13 protein-coding genes and 3 pseudogenes are annotated in these 21,910 nt (G+C 35.1%); 4 read left to right on the top strand and 12 right to left on the bottom strand.

The annotated features are described in order from the left end of the window. Window positions 1-60: 60 nt before the first annotated feature. From bamA to BAR153v2_RS02195, 8 genes and pseudogenes are all read right to left on the bottom strand, one after another. Entirely contained in the window at window positions 61-2,457 is a 2,397-nt protein-coding gene (gene bamA / locus BAR153v2_RS02230; RefSeq protein ID WP_078680120.1) for an outer membrane protein assembly factor BamA, read from the bottom strand. A gap of 168 nt (window positions 2,458-2,625) precedes the next feature. Next, window positions 2,626-3,798: an RIP metalloprotease RseP gene (gene rseP, locus BAR153v2_RS02225; RefSeq protein WP_078680927.1), complete on the bottom strand. Its 1,173-nt coding sequence runs from the start codon at window positions 3,796-3,798 to the stop codon at window positions 2,626-2,628. Between the two features lie 20 nt (window positions 3,799-3,818). After that, window positions 3,819-4,628 (bottom strand): phosphatidate cytidylyltransferase, encoded by an 810-nt coding sequence (locus BAR153v2_RS02220; protein ID WP_078680119.1) that lies wholly within the window; start codon window positions 4,626-4,628, stop codon window positions 3,819-3,821. 429 nt (window positions 4,629-5,057) lie between these two features. Then, complete coding sequence (gene frr, locus BAR153v2_RS02215; RefSeq protein WP_078680118.1) at window positions 5,058-5,618, bottom strand: ribosome recycling factor; 561 nt, start codon at window positions 5,616-5,618, stop codon at window positions 5,058-5,060. A gap of 37 nt (window positions 5,619-5,655) precedes the next feature. Further along, window positions 5,656-6,375, bottom strand: a complete 720-nt coding sequence (pyrH, locus tag BAR153v2_RS02210) for a UMP kinase (RefSeq protein ID WP_078680117.1) — start codon at window positions 6,373-6,375, stop codon at window positions 5,656-5,658. A gap of 150 nt (window positions 6,376-6,525) precedes the next feature. Beyond that, window positions 6,526-7,448, bottom strand: a pseudogene (gene tsf, locus BAR153v2_RS02205) (translation elongation factor Ts). A gap of 105 nt (window positions 7,449-7,553) precedes the next feature. Continuing rightward, window positions 7,554-8,354, bottom strand: a complete 801-nt coding sequence (rpsB, locus tag BAR153v2_RS02200; protein WP_078680926.1) for a 30S ribosomal protein S2 — start codon at window positions 8,352-8,354, stop codon at window positions 7,554-7,556. A 161-nt stretch (window positions 8,355-8,515) separates the two neighbouring features. Next, complete coding sequence (locus BAR153v2_RS02195) at window positions 8,516-9,340, bottom strand: EipB family protein (RefSeq protein ID WP_078680116.1); 825 nt, start codon at window positions 9,338-9,340, stop codon at window positions 8,516-8,518. Between the two features lie 131 nt (window positions 9,341-9,471). Here BAR153v2_RS02195 and BAR153v2_RS02190 point away from each other — a divergent pair. The 4 genes and pseudogenes from BAR153v2_RS02190 to BAR153v2_RS02175 all read left to right on the top strand — a co-directional run bounded on the left by BAR153v2_RS02190 (window position 9,472) and on the right by BAR153v2_RS02175 (window position 13,067). Beyond that, window positions 9,472-9,932, top strand: a pseudogene (locus BAR153v2_RS02190) (RidA family protein). 129 nt (window positions 9,933-10,061) lie between these two features. After that, the gene (locus BAR153v2_RS02185; RefSeq protein ID WP_078680115.1) at window positions 10,062-10,496 is read left to right on the top strand and encodes an HIT family protein; all 435 of its coding nucleotides are present in this window, start codon (window positions 10,062-10,064) and stop codon (window positions 10,494-10,496) included. Between the two features lie 914 nt (window positions 10,497-11,410). Beyond that, entirely contained in the window at window positions 11,411-12,760 is a 1,350-nt protein-coding gene (locus BAR153v2_RS02180) for a D-alanyl-D-alanine carboxypeptidase (RefSeq protein ID WP_078680114.1), read from the top strand. A 31-nt stretch (window positions 12,761-12,791) separates the two neighbouring features. After that, on the top strand, window positions 12,792-13,067 hold the full coding sequence (locus BAR153v2_RS02175) for a hypothetical protein (RefSeq protein WP_078680113.1): 276 nt from the start codon (window positions 12,792-12,794) through the stop codon (window positions 13,065-13,067). Window positions 13,068-13,443: 376 nt separating this feature from the next. Here BAR153v2_RS02175 and BAR153v2_RS02170 read toward each other — a convergent pair whose 3' ends face one another. The 4 genes and pseudogenes from BAR153v2_RS02170 to rpoC form a co-directional block, all read right to left on the bottom strand. After that, the gene (locus tag BAR153v2_RS02170) at window positions 13,444-14,841 is read right to left on the bottom strand and encodes an L-serine ammonia-lyase (RefSeq protein ID WP_078680112.1); all 1,398 of its coding nucleotides are present in this window, start codon (window positions 14,839-14,841) and stop codon (window positions 13,444-13,446) included. A 320-nt stretch (window positions 14,842-15,161) separates the two neighbouring features. Next, window positions 15,162-15,848: a nitroreductase gene (locus BAR153v2_RS02165; RefSeq protein ID WP_078680111.1), complete on the bottom strand. Its 687-nt coding sequence runs from the start codon at window positions 15,846-15,848 to the stop codon at window positions 15,162-15,164. Between the two features lie 882 nt (window positions 15,849-16,730). Beyond that, window positions 16,731-17,117 (bottom strand): MerR family DNA-binding transcriptional regulator, encoded by a 387-nt coding sequence (locus BAR153v2_RS02160; protein ID WP_078680110.1) that lies wholly within the window; start codon window positions 17,115-17,117, stop codon window positions 16,731-16,733. 452 nt (window positions 17,118-17,569) lie between these two features. Then, window positions 17,570-21,780 (bottom strand): annotated as a pseudogene (gene rpoC, locus BAR153v2_RS02155) (DNA-directed RNA polymerase subunit beta'). Window positions 21,781-21,910: the final 130 nt, after the last annotated feature.

Genomic DNA, 21,910 nt, shown 5'->3' with positions numbered 1-21,910 from the left:
CTTTCTCTCCCAGTTTAATGTAATTCCCCTTAAAGTTTAACCTCCTGGAGAAAATCCAAATTAAAACTTGGTAGAAATACCAAAGTTCAGACTTTGCACATTATCGCCTTCTTGCTTAGTTAATGGCCAAGCATAATCAAAACGAAGCGGGCCAAATGGAGATTCCCACATTAAACTAACCCCCGCAGATGTACGCCATGAACTATGGCTATTTGTAACTGGTGCCTCATTTGTCAGAACAGGCTTATAATTATTGCCATAGAGTGTTGCAGCATCTAAAAATACAGCACCGCGGAATCCTAAACTATCGGGCACAATAGGTATAGGAAACTGCACTTCAGCAATTCCATTCATATACGTTGTACCACCTAAGAAATACACTTCACCCTGCTCAGAAATCTGGCGAGGCCCTATTCCATTATACTTAAAACCTCGAATCATATCATTGTTGCTTTTAAACATATCAAAAATACGAAGACCATTATCACCTATTCCATATATATAACCCGCACCAACAGAAAATAAACCAACAACATCCATTCGATCAGAGAGTGTTTTGTACATCATCGCTTTACCAGTTGTCTTCAGGAACTGCGCATCTCCACCAAGCCCTGCATACTCCTGAAGAAGGCGTGCATATATGCCATCATGAGGATTTTTCATATCATCTATAGAATTATAAGTTAAACCATAACTAATAGATGAACGATGCCAAGGACTATGCTTAGCAGCTTGAACGATTGCACCAGAATATTTTTGGTATAATTCTCTTATAACTGCATCATCAGTTAAATCATATTGTGCACCAAAATCATATTCCTCTTGCACATAAGAATAAGCTAAATTAGCAGATAATTGATCATTAATTGGTAGCCCAAACCGAAGCGAGCCACCTGTTTGCCGTACATCATATGCTTTATCAGCACGATAAGTACTGCGAAAAATATCAAGACCAGCAGATGAACGATAACCTAAGAAATGGGGATCAACAAACGATAAATTATAATTACGGGACTTCTCTTGACCAGCCCCTAGCCCCAAACGTACATATTGGCCACGCCCTCCGAGATTACGCTCAGTAACAGATACTTCAAGTGACATACCTGGACTTGTACCACCTGTCGTATAGCCTCCAGAGAAAGAAAGATCTCCAGTTGGAACTTCTACTACATCTATAACCAACGTAACCTGATCAGATTGATCCGTCGGAACCATTGAAATATTAACTGCTTTAAAAAAACCCAGAGATTCTAATCGACGTTTTGCACGTTGCACCAACGTTTGATTGTAAGCATCACCTTCATTTAAATCAAGCTCACGCCGAATAATATAATCACGTGTCTTTTCATTACCACGTATCTCAATTCGTTGAACATAGGCTCGAGGACCTTGCTCAATGTTGTAAACAATTGAAATTGTGTGATTCTTAAAATTACGGTTTCCCCTTGGATCAACCTTAGCAAAGGCATATCCAGAGTCAGCAACTTTATTATTAATAAGTGTTACAGACTGCTCAACATATTCCGCATTATAAACATCACCTGTACGGGTCTTTATAATCTTTTTTAGAGACTCAGTATCAACCCCTTCAATATCGCTCTCAATCTGAATATCACCAATTTTATAGCATGCCCCTTCATCAAGAATGAAATGAATTTTATAGGCATTATTGCTTTCATCATAAACTGCCTTAGATGAAACAACACGAAAATCAGCATAACCACGACTATAATAAAATCTGCGGAGAGCCTCTTCATCAGCAGCTAGACGATCTTCTGTATAAACATCTCCCTTCAATAATAATGAGAATATCCCTGACGGCTTCGTTAAAATCACATCACGCAAACGACGCACTCCAAATGTCTTATTCCCTTGAAACGTAATATCGGCAATTTTTGTCCTCTGGCCTTCAACAATATTGAAAACCACATTTACACGTCCTTCACCTAAATTAATAGTTTGAACTGTAACAGAAACATTATTGCGACCAACAGTCCTATACGCTTCACGAATCACTTTTATATCAGCTGAAAGCTTATCAGAACTGAAAGCTTCATTTTGTTTCAGAGTAATGAAACGCTTAAGATCAGGATCTTTAAATGTTTTATTTCCTTGAAAGAGTACCTGATTAACAGTCTCATATTCCTTAACAGCTACAACAAGCTTATTGCCTACTTGATTTATTTTAATATCATAAAATAATCCTAGCTCAAAAAGGCGCTTTACTTCAGCATCAATATCACCTTCAGAAAAATTTCTTCCAGCTTTAATTTTCATATTATCTCTAATAGTCTGAGCACCTACATACTTATTACCACGAACTTCAATAGAATGAACAATTGATGCCTGTGTTTCCTCAACAGTTGCGATTGACATAACAGCTGCTGCTGGAACAACTGCAACTATAGCTAGCACCAATGCAGATGTTGCGTTTAAAAATCTTGAACTCGCAGTCATTAGCCTCTTCACCTTAATACTCTTTTATTTCTAGACATATACCCTAATAAATTAAGCTACAACAACTTTATTATTAGGAACCATTTAGCACTTAAATTACTACCCATAGCTCACTACGCCACAATATTTTGTGAATATAGTAAACAACCTCTTAATCTTCATTATTCCTCAATTTGTAAAATATTTTCCATAGCTAATAGCCAAATCACAAAAATAATCATTAAATAGTGCAAAAACCGTAAACACGATGACAGTAAAAAACCCTATATGAAAAGCAATTTCCTGAATTTTAGCAGGAACTGGCTTACCAACTATAGCTTCAATAATATAAAACAATAAATGTCCACCATCAAGCGGTGGAATAGGAAAAAAATTAATAAGCCCAATACAAATTGAAAAAAAAGCTGTAAAATACAACATAGAGGAAAAACCTGTTTCATTAATTTTCCAAGCAATCTGCACAGTTTTAGAAGGACCACTTAATTGGCAATGATCTTCTTGCCCACCGATTAAACGACTAAAAAAAGAGATTGTTTGGATAATAATCAATATTGTACGCCTTAATGACTCTTTTATTGATTCTATCCAATTATAGTGAATATGTTTCTTATAAACCGGATCTAAATGCTCAGGGTTATCACCAACAACAGGAGCTCTTATACCAATCATACCGACCCGAACCTGATTGCCAAATCCATCATCCCGCTTAATTACTTTAGGTGTAATTATTACAGTTAAAATTTGCCCCATACGATCTATTTTAAATTCTACAGGATCTCGACCGCGCAAAGCTACATAAGCTACTAAATCTCCAAAACTTTCAATCTTTTTACCATCCATTTTAACAAAACGATCACCTGGCATTAAACCAGCTTGAATAGCAGGAGAATCTTTTTCTAAATAACCAACAACGGGTTCAACAACTACACGGCCATAAAAAAAGAAAAAAAATGTTAAAACAACAATAGTAAATAAAACATTAAATAAGGATCCTGCAAAAACCGTCATCGCTCTTTTCCAAGCATGAGCAGCCATAAATGAACCAGGTGTAAATGAAGATGATTTTGATGATGATATTATTTCTTTACTATCTTCAATAAATTTTACATATCCCCCTAAGAAAAAAAGCCCTAAACGCCACCGTGTACCCCGTTTATCTGTATAATTCAGCAATTCTGGTCCAAATCCAATCGAAAAAACAGATGCCTGAATACCACACCATCTGCCCATAAGATAATGTCCCATCTCATGTACAAAAACAATAATTAAAATGGTGAAAACAACATTTAAGCCTCTTAAAAAGAGATCACTTACATTAAGTATATGTCTTAAAAACTCCAAAGTATCATTTTCCAATAAAATCATATAAAAAAGATTGACGGTATATTCATATGAAATATAAATGAGCCAATTATATAAAAAAGGCAAGTAGCAGCAATCAACCCATCCATACGGTCCATAAACCCTCCATGTCCAGGTAATAAAAAACCAGAATCTTTAACAGAGAATCGCCTTTTAAACCATGATTGCCCTAAATCACCTATTTGTGAAATAATGGATAACACTAAAGCAAGAGAGAATATCAAATAATCCACTGCACCGATACCAAAAACATAAATCACAATCATTATGCCACTAGAAAGTCCAGCAAGTGTTCCGACAATTGCCCCTGACCATGTTTTATTAGGAGAAAATCTTGGTGCTAACTTAGGCCCCCCAAATGCACGACCACCGAAATACGCAGCAATATCTGTGCTCCATACTACTGTAAATAAAAAAATCACTCTCCAAAAACCCAATGTGCTAAAATCTCGTAAAAAAGACAAAGCCCCTACTGGAAAAGACGCGTATATAAATCCTCCAAAAGTCCAACCAGCATTTCCAATAGATGGAAAAGCTAACAATACTGCTAAAATCATTAAAACACTGAAAAGTAATGAAGCAGGTGCACCGCCAATCAATAAGAAACCAAAAAGAAAATAAAAAACACTAGCTAATATTTTTTGTAAGAAGCTCCACTTCTTTTCAGTGATATGAATCCATTCATAAAGAATAAAAACACCTATTCCCCACGTAAACAAAGAAAATAAAGTCTCGCCATACCACGTTAGATACAAAGTAATAGCGCCCAAAACAATGGCTGTCAGAATGCGAGACATAAGATTAGACAAAACAACCTCCAAACGATAAAAAAAGAATCAAATGAAGAAATAATATCTAAAATTTGCTACGCAACATTTTATACTCACACTTTTCTAAGATTTACTAATAATTATAATAAAACCTCGATAAAAAATAGCACCTACAAAATCAATCATCTTTTAATAATTGCTTCAAAATTTTATCTATTAAAATTGAAATAAAATACAGTTTAAATATGTTACTCAATGTAAAAATTAAAAAACTTCTTTTTATTACTGATACAAATAATTAAGCTTGAGATTTATATTCTATTCATATTAAGATATTTTATTATTACAATCATAAATAATTTACCCAAGAGTTGAAAGATTATGCGAGATAATATCTTTTCACCTTTTCTTATCTAAAACAAATGGCAGATAATAAGAATATGATATCCTTATCTAATGATAGAAAATTTAAATTTGCATAATTTCAGTTTCTTTCAAAAGCAAAATTTTATCAATCTCAGCGATGGTTTCATCCGTAAGCTTTTGAACTTTCTCAGACAAACTACGCGCTTCATCTTGTCCAATTTCTCCTTCCTTTTCTAACTTCTTTAAGTTGTCCATACCATCACGACGAACATGGCGAGCAGCAATACGGGCTTGCTCGGTATATTGATACGCAATTTTTACCAATTCTTTTCGGCGTTCTTCATTTAATTCAGGTAAAGGAATACGCAAATTCATGCCATCAGTAATAGGATTTAAACCAAGACCAGAATCACGAATAGCACGCTCAACAGCCCCAATCATCGTTTTATCCCATACAGAAACTGATAGCATCCGTGATTCTGGAACAGAAATATTAGCAACTTGATTTATTGGGACAACAGAACCATATGCCTCAACCGTCAAATGTTCTAATAAACTAGCTGATGCTCGCCCAGTGCGCAAACTACCTAACTCATGTTTAAAAGATGAAATAGCACCCTCCATGCGACGTTTCAGATCATCCATAATTAGTGTTATATCCATATTTATGTTTCCCTTCATTATATCCTGAAAATCACTTTTATTCTGATACTATCGTAAATTGTCCCTCTCCATTCAATACCTTAGCTAAACCACCCTTTTCATGAATAGAATATACAATAATGGGTACATTATTTTCACGTGCTAAAGTCACAGCTGTTGTATCCATGACAGATAACCCCCATTGCAAAATCTCAATATGCGTTAATTGATCAAAACGCTTAGCCATAGGGTCTACTTTAGGATCTGCAGAGTAAATGCCGTCTACTTGTGTTCCCTTCAATAACACATCCGCACCTATTTCTGCTGCACGTAAAGTAGCTGCAGAATCAGTGGTAAAAAATGGATTACCTGTACCACCAGCAAAAATAACAACTTTTCCTTGATTCATATAGCTTATCGCTTTGCGCTGCGAAAAACTTTCGCAAATTTGCGGCATAGCAATCGCCGATAATACAACTGATTCAATCCTTAATTTGGTCAATGATGTCCGTAATGCCAAAGAATTAATAGCAGTTGCAAGCATTCCCATATGATCACCAGTTACACGATCCCCACCACGTGAAGCAACAGCAACCCCACGAAAAATATTACCTCCACCTATTACAATAGCAACCTCTACACCCATTGCTCGCGCTTCAGCGATATCAGTAGCAATACGATCTACAACTGAAACATCAATGCCAAAGCTTTGTCCTCCCATCAGTGCTTCACCAGACACTTTCAATAGGACACGTTTATATCGAAGAGCTAATGTCATTGATAATCTCCCAAAAAGCATTTGTACTTTTTGTCTTCGATACACTAAGGGCATCACCTTGTCACGCAACACCCTTGGAATAATTACAATTTATATTAATATTACTGTGCTATAATTTGAAATTTATTATCAAATAATTCAAAAAAATAACTAGCTCTTTGCTACAGCTGCAACTTCTGCAGCAAAATCAGACTCTTCTTTCTCTACACCTTCACCCAAAGCAAAACGGATAAAACCCGTGATTTTCACTGGTGCACCAATCGATTTCTCTGCGTTTTTCAAAGCAGCCTCAACAGTAATATCAGGATTCATAACAAAAGCTTGAGAAAGCAAAACAACTTCTTCATAAAATTTGCGCATGCGTCCTTCCACCATTTTTTCAATGATATTTTCAGGCTTTCCAGATTGGCGTGCTTGATCTAAAAAAATCGATTTTTCGCGCTCAATAGCACTAGCATCAATATCCTGCGCCGTTACTGCTAACGGCTTAGTTGCAGCAATATGCATAGCAACCTGACGACCAAAGGCATCAGCAGCTTCTTTATTCCCAGAAGTCTCAATAGCAACTAAAACACCAAGTTTACCAAGGCCATCAGCAACAGCATTATGCATATAGGAAGCAACAACACCATCGGTAACAGATAATTTAGCTGAACGACGAAATGTCATATTCTCGCCAATTGTACCAATGGCATCCTTAATAACTGTCTCTACAGTCTCTTTAGAACCTGGATAAACAGAGGCAGAAACAGACTCAGCATCCCCCTCGTATCTAAAGCAGCAATTGCCACATTGCGAACTATTTCTTGAAATGCATCGTTACGAGCAACAAAATCTGTTTCAGAATTAACTTCAACTAAAACAGCACTAAAACCTTTTGATACAACACCAATCAATCCCTCAGCTGCCGTACGGCCAGCCTTTTTGTCTGCTTTAGCTATCCCTTTTTTACGAAGCCAATCAACTGCAGCCTTCATATCACCATTGCTTTCTGCTAAAGCTGCTTTACAGTCCATCATACCAGCACCTGATAATTCTCGAAGTTCTTTCACTTGTGCAGCGGTAATACCCATATTTTCCTCTTTAATTTTATAACAATGAAAGCACGTATAGAAAAATCCCGTGCACATTCAAAACCTTTACTATACAAAACAAGCGCTTTAACAGAAGTTTTCAAATTATTCTTCAGTAATAGCAACTGAATCTTTTAAAACCGGTTCTACAGGCACATCTAAAGCAGGCTCTATGGGCGCATCAACTTGAGCTCCTAAATCAACTCCCATTGTACTTTGCTGACGAGCGATACCATCAAGAGCAGCACGCGCAATAAGATCACAATAAAAAGCAACTGCACGCGAAGCATCATCATTACCTGGAATTGGATAATCAATATTATCTGGATTGCAGTTAGTATCAATAACAGCAACAACTGGAATACCTAAACGCTTCGCTTCTTGGATAGCAATATTCTCTTTATTCGTATCAATAATAAACATAAGATCTGGAACAGATCCCATATCTTTAATACCACCAAGGGCACGATTAAGTCTTTCACGATCACGTTCAAGATTTAAACGTTCTTTTTTAGTAAAACCTTGGATCTCAGAAGAAAGAGTTTTATCCAGCTTCCGTAAACGATGTATCGAATTAGAAATTGTTTTCCAATTTGTTAGCATACCACCAAGCCAACGTGCATTAACATAGTATTGCGCGGAACGATTAGCTGCATCAGAAATAATATCAGATGCCTGCCGTTTAGTACCAACAAATAAAACACGCCCTCCACACGCAACCGTATCTGAGACAACCTTAAGCGCTTGATGTAAAAGTGGAACAGTCTGAGAGAGATCAATAATATGAATATTATTACGCTCACCATAAATATAAGGAGCCATCTTTGGATTCCAGCGATGCGTCTGATGACCAAAATGCACACCTGCTTCTAAAAGCTGGCGCATAGTAAAATCTGGTAATGGCATAATTTTATCCTTTCCGGTTTGACCTCCGCGGTAAAAGTAAGCAAGCTTACTACCGGTGGACATTTGCTAGAATTACTCTATCAACACCCAAAAATCCGCGTGTGGAATGATATCACCATATAACATTTGATTTTTTTTTCAAGTTATTTTCTGTACATTATTCAATGTTTGCAGTTATCCAGATTATTTTTCTTATCGAAAAATTGAAGACTCTTCAATTTTGAACGTATTGAAAAATCTCCATAATCTATAAACAAATCACGCATCACACCATTTTCATACAAATGGAAGCTCTCACGATAAATTGGTAAACCATCCTTATTTTTTGTATCATCAAAATGAGAAATTGTGACATGCCAATAGCTACTCTCATTTAATTTTTTCAATTCCTTTATCTCAGAATTAGATATTGATTTTTTCTTTTCCCCAATAACAACACTTGTTTTTATCACTTTATCGCCTCCATTATCTCCATCGAATAGAGTTGCATGATAAAAACGATGACCAGCCTTTGCTTGTCGAATAATATTTTTTAGACTTGTAATTGGAAAATCAGCTTTCGCAAGCTTATAAACATTTTCTTTTGGTTTCTTTACTTTAACTAAAGTTTCATCTTGAGTACGCTCAGCAACTCCTTCGATGCTCTTTTCAATATTTTGTTCCATTGTCTTTTTTATGTCAAAGGAGAATATGCTGCCATCACCTGCTTCATAAGCTTTTATCTCCTGATTCATTAAGCGGATTGGCATACCTTCCGTATAAACGCGAACAATAAAACTAGCACGTATTGTATACCCCTCACATGCAGAACCCGTGATCTCATGAACCATGCGCCCAAATATTCCTACAGCTGTCATTTCCCGAGAAGCATTATCTAACTGAAAATCATAAACTGCCCGATGAGGAACCAAAAAAACAGATTCTTCAGCTCTTACAGAACATAAATAAATAATATAAAAACCTATTATAAAAAAAAACTTAAGCATTTTTAACTTCCAACCTCATCTCATCCCCATCAGATAATGGAAAACAAAGAAAGCTTATACCTTAATTAACGACAGCATTTTCATTAAATAAAAATTACGCAACAATTTATTATATATTATGGAGCTAAAATATGACCGAATCAATCGAAAAGCGTTTAAAAGAATTCAATATTATCATTCCTGAAGCATACAACCTGTTGCAAATTATATAACAGTATCACAAAATGGCAATCAGCTTTTTATCTCTGGTTGGCTACTACTTGCTAATGGAAAACCAGTAGCGATTGGAAAAGTTGGTGTAACTGTCAACATTGAACAAGCTCAAAAATCAGCACAAGTGTGTGCTATCAATATCTTTGCACAAATAAAAACAGTCCTTGGTAATTTTAATAAAATAAAAAAAGTAATTAAAATCAATGTTTTTATCGCAGCAGATTCCAACTTTACTGATATCTCTCTTGTTGCTAATGGAGCTTCTGATTTATTTGTAAACATCCTTGGTGAGGCTGAAAAACATGCTCGCTCTGCTATTGGGGTTGCTGTTCTTCCTATGAATCTCCCAGTAGAAGTTGAAGCTATTACAGAAATCTAATATCTTCAACAAAAACAAAAAAAATAATTCATATTCTATCAAATTTTCACATTCCTTCTTTTGTTTTAAGATCTAAACATTGTAACTAATGCTCTTCTGGATTAAAAATGCTATAAAAGGAAATGCTTCATGCAACAAGTTTATGATAATAATAATATTTTTGCTCGATTAATTCGTAATGAAATTCCCTCTATTAGAGTTTATGAAAATAAAGATGTTATTGCATTTATGGATATCATGCCTCAAGCGCAAGGTCATACACTAGTTATTCCTAAAAAAAGCTGTAGAAATTTATTGGATGCAGATCCTAAAATATTATTTCCAGTTATTAAAGCCGTTCAAAAAATTACCAAGGCAGTAAAAAAAGCCTTTGAAGCAGATGGAGTAACAGTTATGCAATTTAACGAAGCAGCTAGTAAACAAACAGTTTTTCATCTTCATTTCCACATTATACCTCGTATGGCAGGAGTAGAGCTCAATGCCCATACTGATACAATAACTCCCACACAAATACTTGAAGAAAATGCAAAAAAAATCCGAGCAGCTCTTTTAACACATCCCTAAATTATAGAAGTTCTTCTGATACGTTTTTGATAGAAATAAATGAAATGCTATCAACTTTTCCTATTTTAAAAAACACACATACTAGAAGGTGAAGCTTTAACAGCAACTTCCCTTCTCCTTTATCTAATTTGGGGATAATTATACTAATTGTATTACCATTTCATAGTTTACCAAATAAAATTTCATCAGCTATTATAAATATAAAATCAGTTATTTTAAAATTGGCTTTTCGATTCATCCAATTGTGCCTTAAGCTGAAAAATAGATTTTTGCATAATCTAACTGATAATTATGCAATATATTCTAACAAATTCAATAGCTTATTGTATTATATTTGAGCTATTAGCATAATTATCATGATTTAAATATACAACAATCAAATTTCCTTACTATTCTAGCCTATCAACTAACTATAATGTACTATCTCCAACAAAATATTAAATAACTTTGGGTAAGCTTTCTCAAGCTCATCTAACAATACAACTGTATAAATTTTAATCAATGATATTTATAAAAAACAAATATGATATAATTTAGATCTTTAAATTTATTGAATAATATGATATTTAATTGTGAAAGTTTGTTTATTGCTTCCTTAATTTTTTACCTTTTTCTTCATGTATATGGTATAAGATATAAAATTGGTGTTTTATTTTTATATCATTATAATCTTATTATTTAGCATACTCCTCTATTTTTTATGAATTTCAAACAGCTATTGTAATGTGATTGCACATAGAATAAAAGCCTTCCTTAGCGGCTAAATTCTTTATACTTAGATTAAAGTGAGCATAAAAACTCATAAAATGATGCTTATAAATAAATTAGTAATATCATTCGTTTAAATTTATATAAAATAAACTAAAATGAAAATATTAATAAAAATTTCTTAGCATAAATAGGATGTTATTTAAGTGTATATCAACTGGCGAAAAATTGTACATTGTTATAAAAAAGTAGGAATTTCCCTTACCCTTTTAGTCATTTCTCACTCTTGGGCAGTAGCCACTCCTAAAGAGGCTCATCCCGATAAATATGCAGCTATTGTTATAGATGCAAATACAGGAAAAACATTATTTCAAGCTAATGCAGCTTTGAAGCGTTATCCTGCTTCTTTAACAAAAATGATGACGGTATACATGATCTTTGAGGCTATAAAAAACGGTCGTGTAACACCAAATACACCCATTCCTATTTCTAATTATGCAGCAACACGTCCACCAACAAAAATTGGTATTAAGGCAGGACAAACAATTTCTATAGAAGCTGCTACTAAAGCCCTTATTACAAAATCAGCAAATGATGTAGCTGCTGCTATTGGAGAATATCTTGGTGGAAGTGAACAAAAATTTGCTCAAATGATGACTATAAAAGCGCGCAAACTTGGCATGAAAAATACTCGTTTTGCCAATGCTTCAGGCCTCCCCGATACACGTAATTATTCTACAGCACAAGACATAGCTACTTTAGCATTAGCCTTACGCAAACATTTTCCGGAACAATACAAGTTATTTAAAACAACACATTTTACATTTCGTGGACAGACAATTAATAACCACAATACACTAATCAAAACAATAAAAGGTGTTGACGGAATTAAAACAGGCTATACGCAAATGTCAGGTTCTAATTTAGCTACATCAATGCGTATCGATGGACGTTCTATTGTTGCTGTCGTTATGGGAGGAAAGTCATCTACCACACGTAACATTCATATGGCTAACTTATTGAAGCAGTACTTACCAAAAACAAGTCGTATAGAAACTAATAAAAATTTAGTAGCTACTGTCCACTATAAATTACCCACTGTATCTGCAACACCTATACCTATTATAAAGGATAATTTAATTAATTCTGACGATGAAATTTCTAGCCTTTTAACAGCACTTGCAGAACAGTCTAACGATCCTAATACAGCTGTAGCCGCTGTAAATCAAGTTATTATACCAATTCCTAATCCTCACAAAACTAAAACTGTCAAAATAAATAAAGTTATTTCTGCTTCTTTATCTAGCAACAGCGGATGGGCTGTGCAAATAGGCTCCCTTCCTAGTGAAAAGCAAGCTAAGCTTATGCTTGCAAAAGCAACGAACGCCGCTCATTCTACTCTACAACATGCATCTCCACATATGCAACCCTTTAAAAAAGATGGACGTCATTATTATCGCGCTCGATTTATTGGCTTTCCATCAAAAAAAGCTGCACTTAATACCTGTACTGCTTTAAGGAAAGCAAATTTTAACTGCTATACTGTAGCTTATTAAAAATTTTGAATTCTACGTTAAGGATAGTGCTATGACACATAATGCTACTACCCCATCAAAAAAAGAAAAGCTTTTAAAACAACCCTCTCTTCTTTCATTACGATCCCTTCATGAAGCTGCAACGAAACTAGCTAATTCAAAACATAACTCAACTACATTGAATACTCATTCTCTTGTCAGCCTTTTCATTTGTCAAACGACTCGAAATCGTCGTTTAGCAATGCCTTCTGTACACATCCACTTACGTGTCGCAAGTAAAACTGGCAGTGTACCTGTTAAACTCCGCTTAGGAGCAACAAATAAATAACTATAACCAAATTTCAGAAAAATATTTTATAAATAATATTAATATCTGTGATTTTTAAAATTTGAATAATCATTGTCTTAAAAACTATAAAGATTATGCTAAAAGTCCTCATTTATGGCTCAATACCTTTTATTGCTAGCTTTAAATAATATTATCCTTAAGAGAAAAGTTTAAAATATTATATTTCCTTAATCTATTAAAACTAATTGTATTTTTTATTATCAAAAAAGAAAATGCTATAAAGACTAACAACCATATGCAGTATTTTTTTAAATAACTTAAAAACTTTCTTCCGCAGTACATTCCTGCCTAAGTAAAGCACATATATTATTGAACTTCTTGACTAGATTGATGTCTACCCTACGCGCTAAATAATTTAACAAGATAAAACATTCAGCGCAAGACCACCCTTACTTGTTTCTTTATAACGCTCACTCATATCATGTCCTGTCTGACGCATTGTTTCAATACAAGCATCAAGAGAAACAAAATGGCTTCCATTGCCATGTAAAGCAAGAGAAGAAGCTGTTACAGCTTTAACAGCACCCATTGCATTACGCTCAATACAAGGAACCTGAACAAGACCAGAAACTGGATCACAGGTCATACCTAAATGATGCTCAAGAGCAATCTCAGCTGCATTTTCAATCTGCGCTGGCGTGCCACCCAATGCAGCTGTCAATCCCGCTGCCGCCATAGCAGACGCCGCCCCAACTTCACCCTGACAGCCAACCTCAGCACCAGAGATAGAAGCATTATGCTTAATTATACCACCTATAGCTGCTGCTGTTAACAAAAAATTATGTATTCCTTCTCTATCTGCGCCATCATGAAATTGAGTATAATAGTATAAAACAGCGGATACAACACCAGCTGCACCATTTGTTGGAGCTGTAACAATACGACCACCAGCAGCATTCTCTTCATTCACTGCCATAGCATATACAGATAGCCAATCATTTGCTAAAAGCGGTTTATTGCAGTTTTTTTTCTGCTCCTCCAATAGCTTATCATGAAGTTTTTTAGCTCGCCTTTGGATATGTAATCCACCTGGTAATTCGCCTTCTTGTAAAAGCCCCCTATTAATACAATTTATCATAGCATAAAAAATCTCATCAAGTGCAATATTAAAGGCAGCACGTTCCATTTTTGTTTCTTCATTTATACGTTTCATTTCAGCAATTGAAAAACCTGAAGTTTTTGCCATTGATAACATTTTATCGGCCGAATCAAAGGGATACGGCACCTGTGATATTTTTAATTTTGTATTATAATCTGCACGATTTAATTCATCTTCTGTTACAACAAAACCACCACCAATAGAATAATAAACCTGCCTTAAAAGAACATTTCCTTCGGCATTAAGCCCTTCAAATGCAAGACCATTAGCATGCCCAGGTAAAATCTTTTTTCTCTCAAAAATGAGATCACTTTCTAAATCAAAGCGATAAACAGGATGGCCTCCTGGCCACACTTTTTTTTCACGTTTAACTTGTTCAAAAAGCAATTCCATACAATCAGGATCAACAGTAGAGGCTTTTTTCCCTAAAAGCCCTAATACAATAGCTCTATCGGTAGCATGACCTATTCCAGTAAAAGCTAATGAACCATGAAGATAAACCCGAATATGAGAAATCTTAAGATGAGATAGCTGAGAGAGATTTCTTGTAATAATCTCTTGCAAAAATATATTAGCAGCTAACATTGGACCCATTGTATGGGAACTCGAAGGACCAATGCCAATCTTAAAAATTTCAAAGACAGATAAAAACACCGCTCACCTCAAAATCAAACGCGGATCTTGAGTACACGTTTTTCATTAAAACTAAATTGTAAAATAAACAAAAAAAATAACAACCACAAACATGAAGGTCGCACGCCTTGCTACCGTCCAACAATCCTTTTCTACAGCGTTTTTCATATCTAATCCTTAAGGAATAAATAATAACCCAAAACAACCCCACCTTTTACTATATGAAATATAGTAAAATAAGCATTAATAAGCAATATTAAAATAAAATGTAAAATGAGAAGTCTCATAAAACATTTTGTATCATGCTTTATTCTATATTAAAATAAATAAACAATGCCTACTTAACACGACTGAACAAAACGCACAAAATTTTTGATCGGTTCACGCTCAGTCTCGAAATTATTCTCTGGAGCATCTGAATCACGATAACCAAGAGCCATACCACAAATAAGACGCTGTTCGGAAGGTACTGACAAAAGTGCACATAATTGCTTATGATAATCAGCAAACGCAGCTTGGGGACACGTATCTAATCCAAAGCCACGTGCAACTAACATAATGGTTTGCATAAACATACCCAAATCGAGCCAACTGCCAATCTCCATGTCTTGATCCATCATAAATAAAAGTCCAACAGGCGCACCAAAAAATGAAAAATTCCGTGCTTGTTGGTGAATTATCTTTTCCTGCTCATCTTTTTGAATTCCAAGACTTTTATAAAGATCCAAACCAATTTTTCTACGTCGAGAAAGATAAGGCTCACGCCATTGGCGTGGATAATATTGATATTCACGCTCCCCTTTTACGCCCAATAATACGAGTTGTGAAAGTTCCTCTCCGACTTTCTGCAATGCTTCCCCTGTCAAAACAATCACTTTCCAAGGTTGAAGGTTTGTTCCAGATGGAGCCCGTGCCGCAAATTTTAATATTTGCTCGATTACTTCTTGCTTAACAGGTTGATTAATGAAAGCTCGAATTGATTTTCGTGATAAAACGGATTGAAAAACATCAACAATAGAATCCTTCATTGTTCTTACTTTCTCTTATATGAAGATAATTTAAATACCGTTCTTCTTTTTTACTTAATGAAACAAAATGAAAAACTCTTACATTCCTAATTTAATATCTCCAATCACTGAATAAGGCAAGCTTGTCAAGCACATACTTTACCTGCTAATCTTATCTCTTTTTTCTGACCTGTTATAGCTTTCTCTCACCAACTAAATTATATAAAAACATGATACAATCAACAGATCCATATTTTAAAAATCATTTTCAGAAACTATACTTTAATGCATGCTTCAATTGCCTTTTCTTTATAAAAGAGAAAAACTCGCCAAACTTTAACAAAAAATATCAATGGGCGAATAGCAACGCAGATATCATAATGCATATAAATATCCAATAAAGTATAAAATAACTTTTATTATTATAGCACCAAAGCGCGTAACATGTTCTTATCATAACATCACGAAGCACTCATTAAGACTACAGTAGTTTAAAATTATCAATAAAACCAATGATATATATTTCTAGAAATCTTATTTTATGTAACAACTGAAATTATTAACTACGAAAAATATGCTTGTGTAGAAAAAAATTATAAAAACATAGAATATTGAATAAAAATAAAGCACAAGGCAAAATATATTATACCAAACATAAACGAAATATGCTATCTCTTGAGCGCTTATTATTTACATTATTTTGCGTAAAATCCTATCATAAAGTATGATAATTAAAATTACTCAGCTCAATTTGAGTTTAGTGCTTCTCAATTCAATTCTCGATATTTAGTGTTTTAATTTTACACGTGATTTCTTTTTATATCAGTGTAATCACTAAAACAAACACCTTAAATTTAAGATAGGCTTCTACTAAAATTTTAGTCAAATTTATAAAACTGCAAATTAACGATTAACTCCTAATTCAGCTAAACTCTCAAAAAAAGTCTCTTCAATACATTCTAAATCATGCAACAAATTATCAATATCACGCCGCATCTGCTGCAAATCGATACGTTTTTTATTGATATCTGCAATTAATGCTTTAAGTTTTTTTTCATTATCAGGTGGTTTTCTATCTATTGCGAATATATTAGATATCTCAGATAAGGAAAAATTAACCCTTCTAGCCTGTAATATTTGTTTCAATTTATAACGGTCCATTTGTGTATACAACCGCTTATACCCATGCCGAACAGGCATAAGTAGTCCTTCTTCTTCATAATAACGCAGAGTCCGAGCAGTTATTGAAAATTCTCGCGTTAAATCATTAATTGAATAATATCCTTGCATTCTAATATCTGTTCAATAAATCAACTACATTGTGACCTAAAATGTATACGTTCTTTATCAAATCTTAGATAGGATTTTCTTATTGTTTTCTTTTGAAAAATGAAAGATATAAACTAAAGCAAACTCTCTAAAAAGAGTAGATTTTTATCTGATAATCCGCTCTTTTCCTTTTATTTCTTGAAAGATAATAGTCAATTACATCTATTTTATAGATCTTTCAATTTTCAATATACCCAAATAAACTTCTCTTCTTAATTACCTAAATATCGCAAACTTATAGTAAAATAATAAAAATACTGAATACTATAATTAAAAATCTTATTTTCATCAAAATTTCTTAAATCTAAGATTGCCTTATAAAATTTACAAAAACAACACTATTCTGAATCTTAAAGCCTAATAAAACGCCTAATTTTGTTTCAGACGCTTTACGCCATTTTTTAGCATTATTATCATTCTACAACATTACTAGCTGTCATATTTGTTAACATAGCTTTCGCAGCTTCGCCATCACTGGATTTTCGGCGCTCATTCATAATCAAATCATCACGAACAGTAGCAATACGACGAATTTGGGCAATCGCACCACCTGTACCTGCAGGTATAAGCCGACCAACAATAACATTTTCCTTAAGTCCTTGTAGAGTATCAATTTTTCCTGAAACTGCTGCTTCAGTGAGCACACGCGTTGTTTCCTGGAATGATGCTGCTGAAATAAAAGAGGGTGTCTGAAGAGACGCTTTTGTAATTCCAAGAAGTATAGGATTACCCGCTGCAGGTTTTTTACCTTCCGTAATTAGATTATCATTGATTTCATCTAATTCAATGCGATCAACATGATCACCTGAAATATAACCAGAATCACCAGGTTCAGTAATTTCAACTTTTTGCAACATTTGGCGAACAATCACTTCAATGTGCTTATCATTAATCAAAACACCCTGTAAACGATAAACTTCCTGGATCTCATTAACAAGATAAGACGCCAAAGCTTCAACACCTTTAATTGCTAAAATATCATGAGGTGCTGGATTACCATCAAGGATATAATCACCTTTCTCAATCTGATCACCCTCTTGCAAATGAAATAATTTACCCTTCGGAATTAAATATTCTATTGGTTCAAGGAATTCATCATGTGGTTCAATGATAATACGGCGTTTATTTTTATAACCACGACCAAATCGAATTGTACCACTAATTTCAGCAATAATAGCGTGATCTTTTGGACGACGTGCTTCAAAAAGCTCAGCTACACGTGGCAAACCACCCGTAATATCTTTAGTTTTAGCGCTTTCCATTGGTAGGCGCGCAATAACATCGCCTGCCTTAACATAAGAACCCGGCTCAACAGAAAGAATTGTCTCTACCGACATCATATAACGGGCTTCACCACCTTTATGCAATTTAGCAATAGCCTCATTCTTCTTATCTGTATAAATGATAATCGCTGGTTTTAGCTCAGCACCACGTGGGTTAGCACGCCAATCAATAACCAAACGCTTAGTAATACCTGTAGATTCATCAGCCGTTTCAGTAACTGATAAACCATCAACCATATCTTCGAAACCTATATAACCATCAACTTCAGTCAGAACTGGCCGTGTATAAGGATCCCACTCTGCGATACGTTGACCGCATTTTACAACATCACCATCATCAACGAAAATGCGTGCACCATAACTAATACGATGCACAACACGTTCTTTGCCAGCCTCATCCTTAATTATAATAGCCATATTGCGCCCCATAACCACCAAATGGCCTTCAGAATTCCGAACCACGTTACGATTACGAATTTCTATTGTTCCCTCATAAGACGCTTCAAAATAAGATGAATCAACAACCTGTGCTGTTCCACCTAAATGGAAAGTACGCATTGTAAGTTGAGTTCCTGGCTCACCAATTGATTGAGCTGCAATAACACCAACTGCCTCCCCTGATTAACTAGTGTTCCACGTGCTAAATCACGACCATAGCACTTAGCACAAACACCAAGACGCGTTTCACATGTCAAAGCAGAACGTATTTGGACAGACTGAATTCCTGCTTCTTCAATCTTAGCAACATCAGCCTCTTCGATCATTGCACCACCTTCAAGAATAACTTCACCAGAAACTGGATGCAAAATATCAAGAAGTGCCGTACGACCAAGGATTCTCTGACCAAGAGAAGCAACAATTTGTCCTGAATCAACAATCGGCTGCATAGTAAGACCTTTTACAGTACCACAATCAACCGCTGAAATAATAGCATCCTGAGCAACATCAACAAGACGCCGCGTTAAATAACCAGAGTTAGCAGTCTTTAATGCAGTATCAGCTAGCCCTTTACGTGCACCGTGAGTTGAATTGAAGTATTCATTAACAGTCAAGCCTTCTTTAAAATTAGAAATAATTGGTGTTTCAATAATTTCACCCGATGGCTTTGCCATCAAACCACGCATCCCAGCCAGTTGCCTCATCTGATTAGCAGAACCACGAGCACCAGAATGCGACATCATATAAATTGAATTCATCTGACGTTTACGACCTGTTTTAGGATCAAATTCAACTGCCTGAATACGCTTCATCATCTCATCAGCAACACGATCTGTACATTTACCCCAAGCGTCAACGACTTTGTTATATTTCTCACTTTGGGTAATTAAGCCATCACTATATTGTTGCTCATATTCCTTAGCAAGAGCTTCCGTTTCTGCTACTAAACGAGACTTACTATCAGGAATAACCATATCGTCTTTACCAAATGAAATTCCAGCACGACAAGCATGAGAAAAACCAAGCTGCATAATACGATCACAGAAGATCACTGTTTCTTTTTGCCCACAGTGTCTATAAACTTGGTCAATCATTTTCGAAATATTCTTTTTAGTCATTTCTTGATTAACAATATCAAATGAAATATTCGGATTCTTTGGTAAAAGTTCACCAATAATTAAACGACCAGGCGTTGTATCATAGAGTTTGGAAACAATTTCACCATCTTTATTAAAATCTTTAAAACGGCCTTTAATTTTCGTATGCAAAGTGACAATTTTATTTTCTAAAGCATGATGCAACTCACCCATATCTGCAAAGGCCATTCCTTCACCCGGTTCTTTTTCAGAAACAATTGAAAGGTAGTAAAGACCAAGAACCATATCCTGTGATGGAACAATAATTGGTGCACCATTAGCTGGATGAAGAATATTATTGGTTGACATCATCAAAACACGAGCTTCAAGCTGTGCTTCAAGAGAAAGAGGGACGTGAACAGCCATCTGATCACCGTCAAAATCTGCATTAAATGCTGTACACACTAACGGATGAAGTTGTATAGCCTTCCCTTCAATCAAGATAGGTTCAAAAGCCTGAATTCCTAAGCGGTGAAGCGTCGGTGCGCGATTCAGTAACACAGGATGTTCACGAATAACCTCATCTAAGATATCCCAAACTTCTGGATGTTCTTTTTCAACAAGCTTCTTGGCTTGCTTGACAGTAGATGAATAACCCTTTGCATCAAGTCGCGCGTAAATAAAAGGCTTAAATAACTCGAGAGCCATTTTTTTCGGAAGACCACATTGATGTAATTTCAATTCAGGACCCGTTACGATAACAGAGCGACCTGAATAATCAACACGCTTCCCCAGTAAATTCTGACGGAAACGTCCTTGCTTACCTTTTAACATATCTGAAAGAGATTTTAATGGACGCTTATTTGCTCCAGTAATCACACGCCCGCGACGACCATTATCAAACAATGCATCAACGGCTTCTTGCACCATACGCTTTTCATTGCGGACAATAATTCCAGGGGCACGTAACTCCATTAACCGCTTTAAACGGTTATTCCGGTTAATAACACGTCGATAAAGATCATTCAAATCTGATGTCGCAAACCGACCACCATCTAATGGAACTAATGGACGCAAATCTGGTGGGATGACTGGAATAGTCCTCATAATCATCCACTCCGGTTTATTCCCAGATTCAAGAAAATTCTCAACGATCTTAAGTCTTTTAATCAGTTTTGCCTGTTTTAATTCTGAAGTTGTTTCAGCTAATTCAGTACGTAAATCATTTGCAATTTTATCCAACTCCAGCCCCGCAAGCAGCTCATAAATAGCCTCTGCACCTATCATAGCTGAAAATTGGTCCTCTCCGAATTCATCAACAGCAAGCATATATTCTTCTTCTGATAGAAGCTGATGTAGCTTAAGAGATGTCAATCCTGGTTCTGTAACAATATAATTCTCAAAATAAAGAACTCTTTCGATATCTTTTAAAGTCAAATCTAAAAGAGTAGAAATACGACCAGGTAATGACTTAAGGAACCAAATATGAACTACTGGAGCTGCAAGCTCAATATGACCCATACGTTCACGACGTACCCGTGAAAGAGTGACTTCTACACCACATTTTTCACAGATAATACCCTTATATTTCATACGTTTATATTTACCACATAAACATTCGTAATCTTTAATAGGACCGAATATACGCGCACAAAAAAGACCATCACGCTCTGGTTTAAATGTTCGGTAGTTGATAGTCTCTGGCTTCTTAATTTCACCATATGACCAAGACAGAATCTTCTCAGGACTCGCAATTGAAATACGAATAGAGTCAAATGTCTGCACCGGTGCCTGAGGATTGAAAAGATTCATGACCTCGTGGTTCATGCTGTTCTCCTTCAAAGATTCTAAAACTAACCACAATAGCTTTTTTCTTTGTGAAAGCTTTATTTAAGACCTGTTTTCATTTTTTATATATTTTTCCATCTAATAGAAATTTTTCTATTATAATTTTATA

This window comes from Bartonella sp. AR 15-3, assembly GCF_002022445.1.
In the GTDB taxonomy this organism is placed as follows: domain Bacteria; phylum Pseudomonadota; class Alphaproteobacteria; order Rhizobiales; family Rhizobiaceae; genus Bartonella.
This window is presented reverse-complemented; position numbering and strand designations above follow the sequence as displayed.

Bases quoted from the DNA above. Each gene is read 5' to 3' on its own strand.
- rpsB (WP_078680926.1), bottom strand. From the start codon at position 8,354: ATGCCATTACCAGATTTTACTATGCGCCAGCTTTTAGAAGCAGGTGTG.
- frr (WP_078680118.1), bottom strand. From the start codon at position 5,618: ATGGATATAACACTAATTATGGATGATCTGAAACGTCGCATGGAGGGT.
- bamA (WP_078680120.1), bottom strand. From the start codon at position 2,457: ATGACTGCGAGTTCAAGATTTTTAAACGCAACATCTGCATTGGTGCTA.
- BAR153v2_RS02175 (WP_078680113.1), top strand. From the start codon at position 12,792: ATGACACATAATGCTACTACCCCATCAAAAAAAGAAAAGCTTTTAAAA.
- BAR153v2_RS02195 (WP_078680116.1), bottom strand. From the start codon at position 9,340: ATGCTTAAGTTTTTTTTTATAATAGGTTTTTATATTATTTATTTATGT.
- BAR153v2_RS02160 (WP_078680110.1), bottom strand. From the start codon at position 17,117: ATGCAAGGATATTATTCAATTAATGATTTAACGCGAGAATTTTCAATA.
- BAR153v2_RS02165 (WP_078680111.1), bottom strand. From the start codon at position 15,848: ATGAAGGATTCTATTGTTGATGTTTTTCAATCCGTTTTATCACGAAAA.
- pyrH (WP_078680117.1), bottom strand. From the start codon at position 6,375: ATGACATTAGCTCTTCGATATAAACGTGTCCTATTGAAAGTGTCTGGT.
- BAR153v2_RS02185 (WP_078680115.1), top strand. From the start codon at position 10,062: ATGCAACAAGTTTATGATAATAATAATATTTTTGCTCGATTAATTCGT.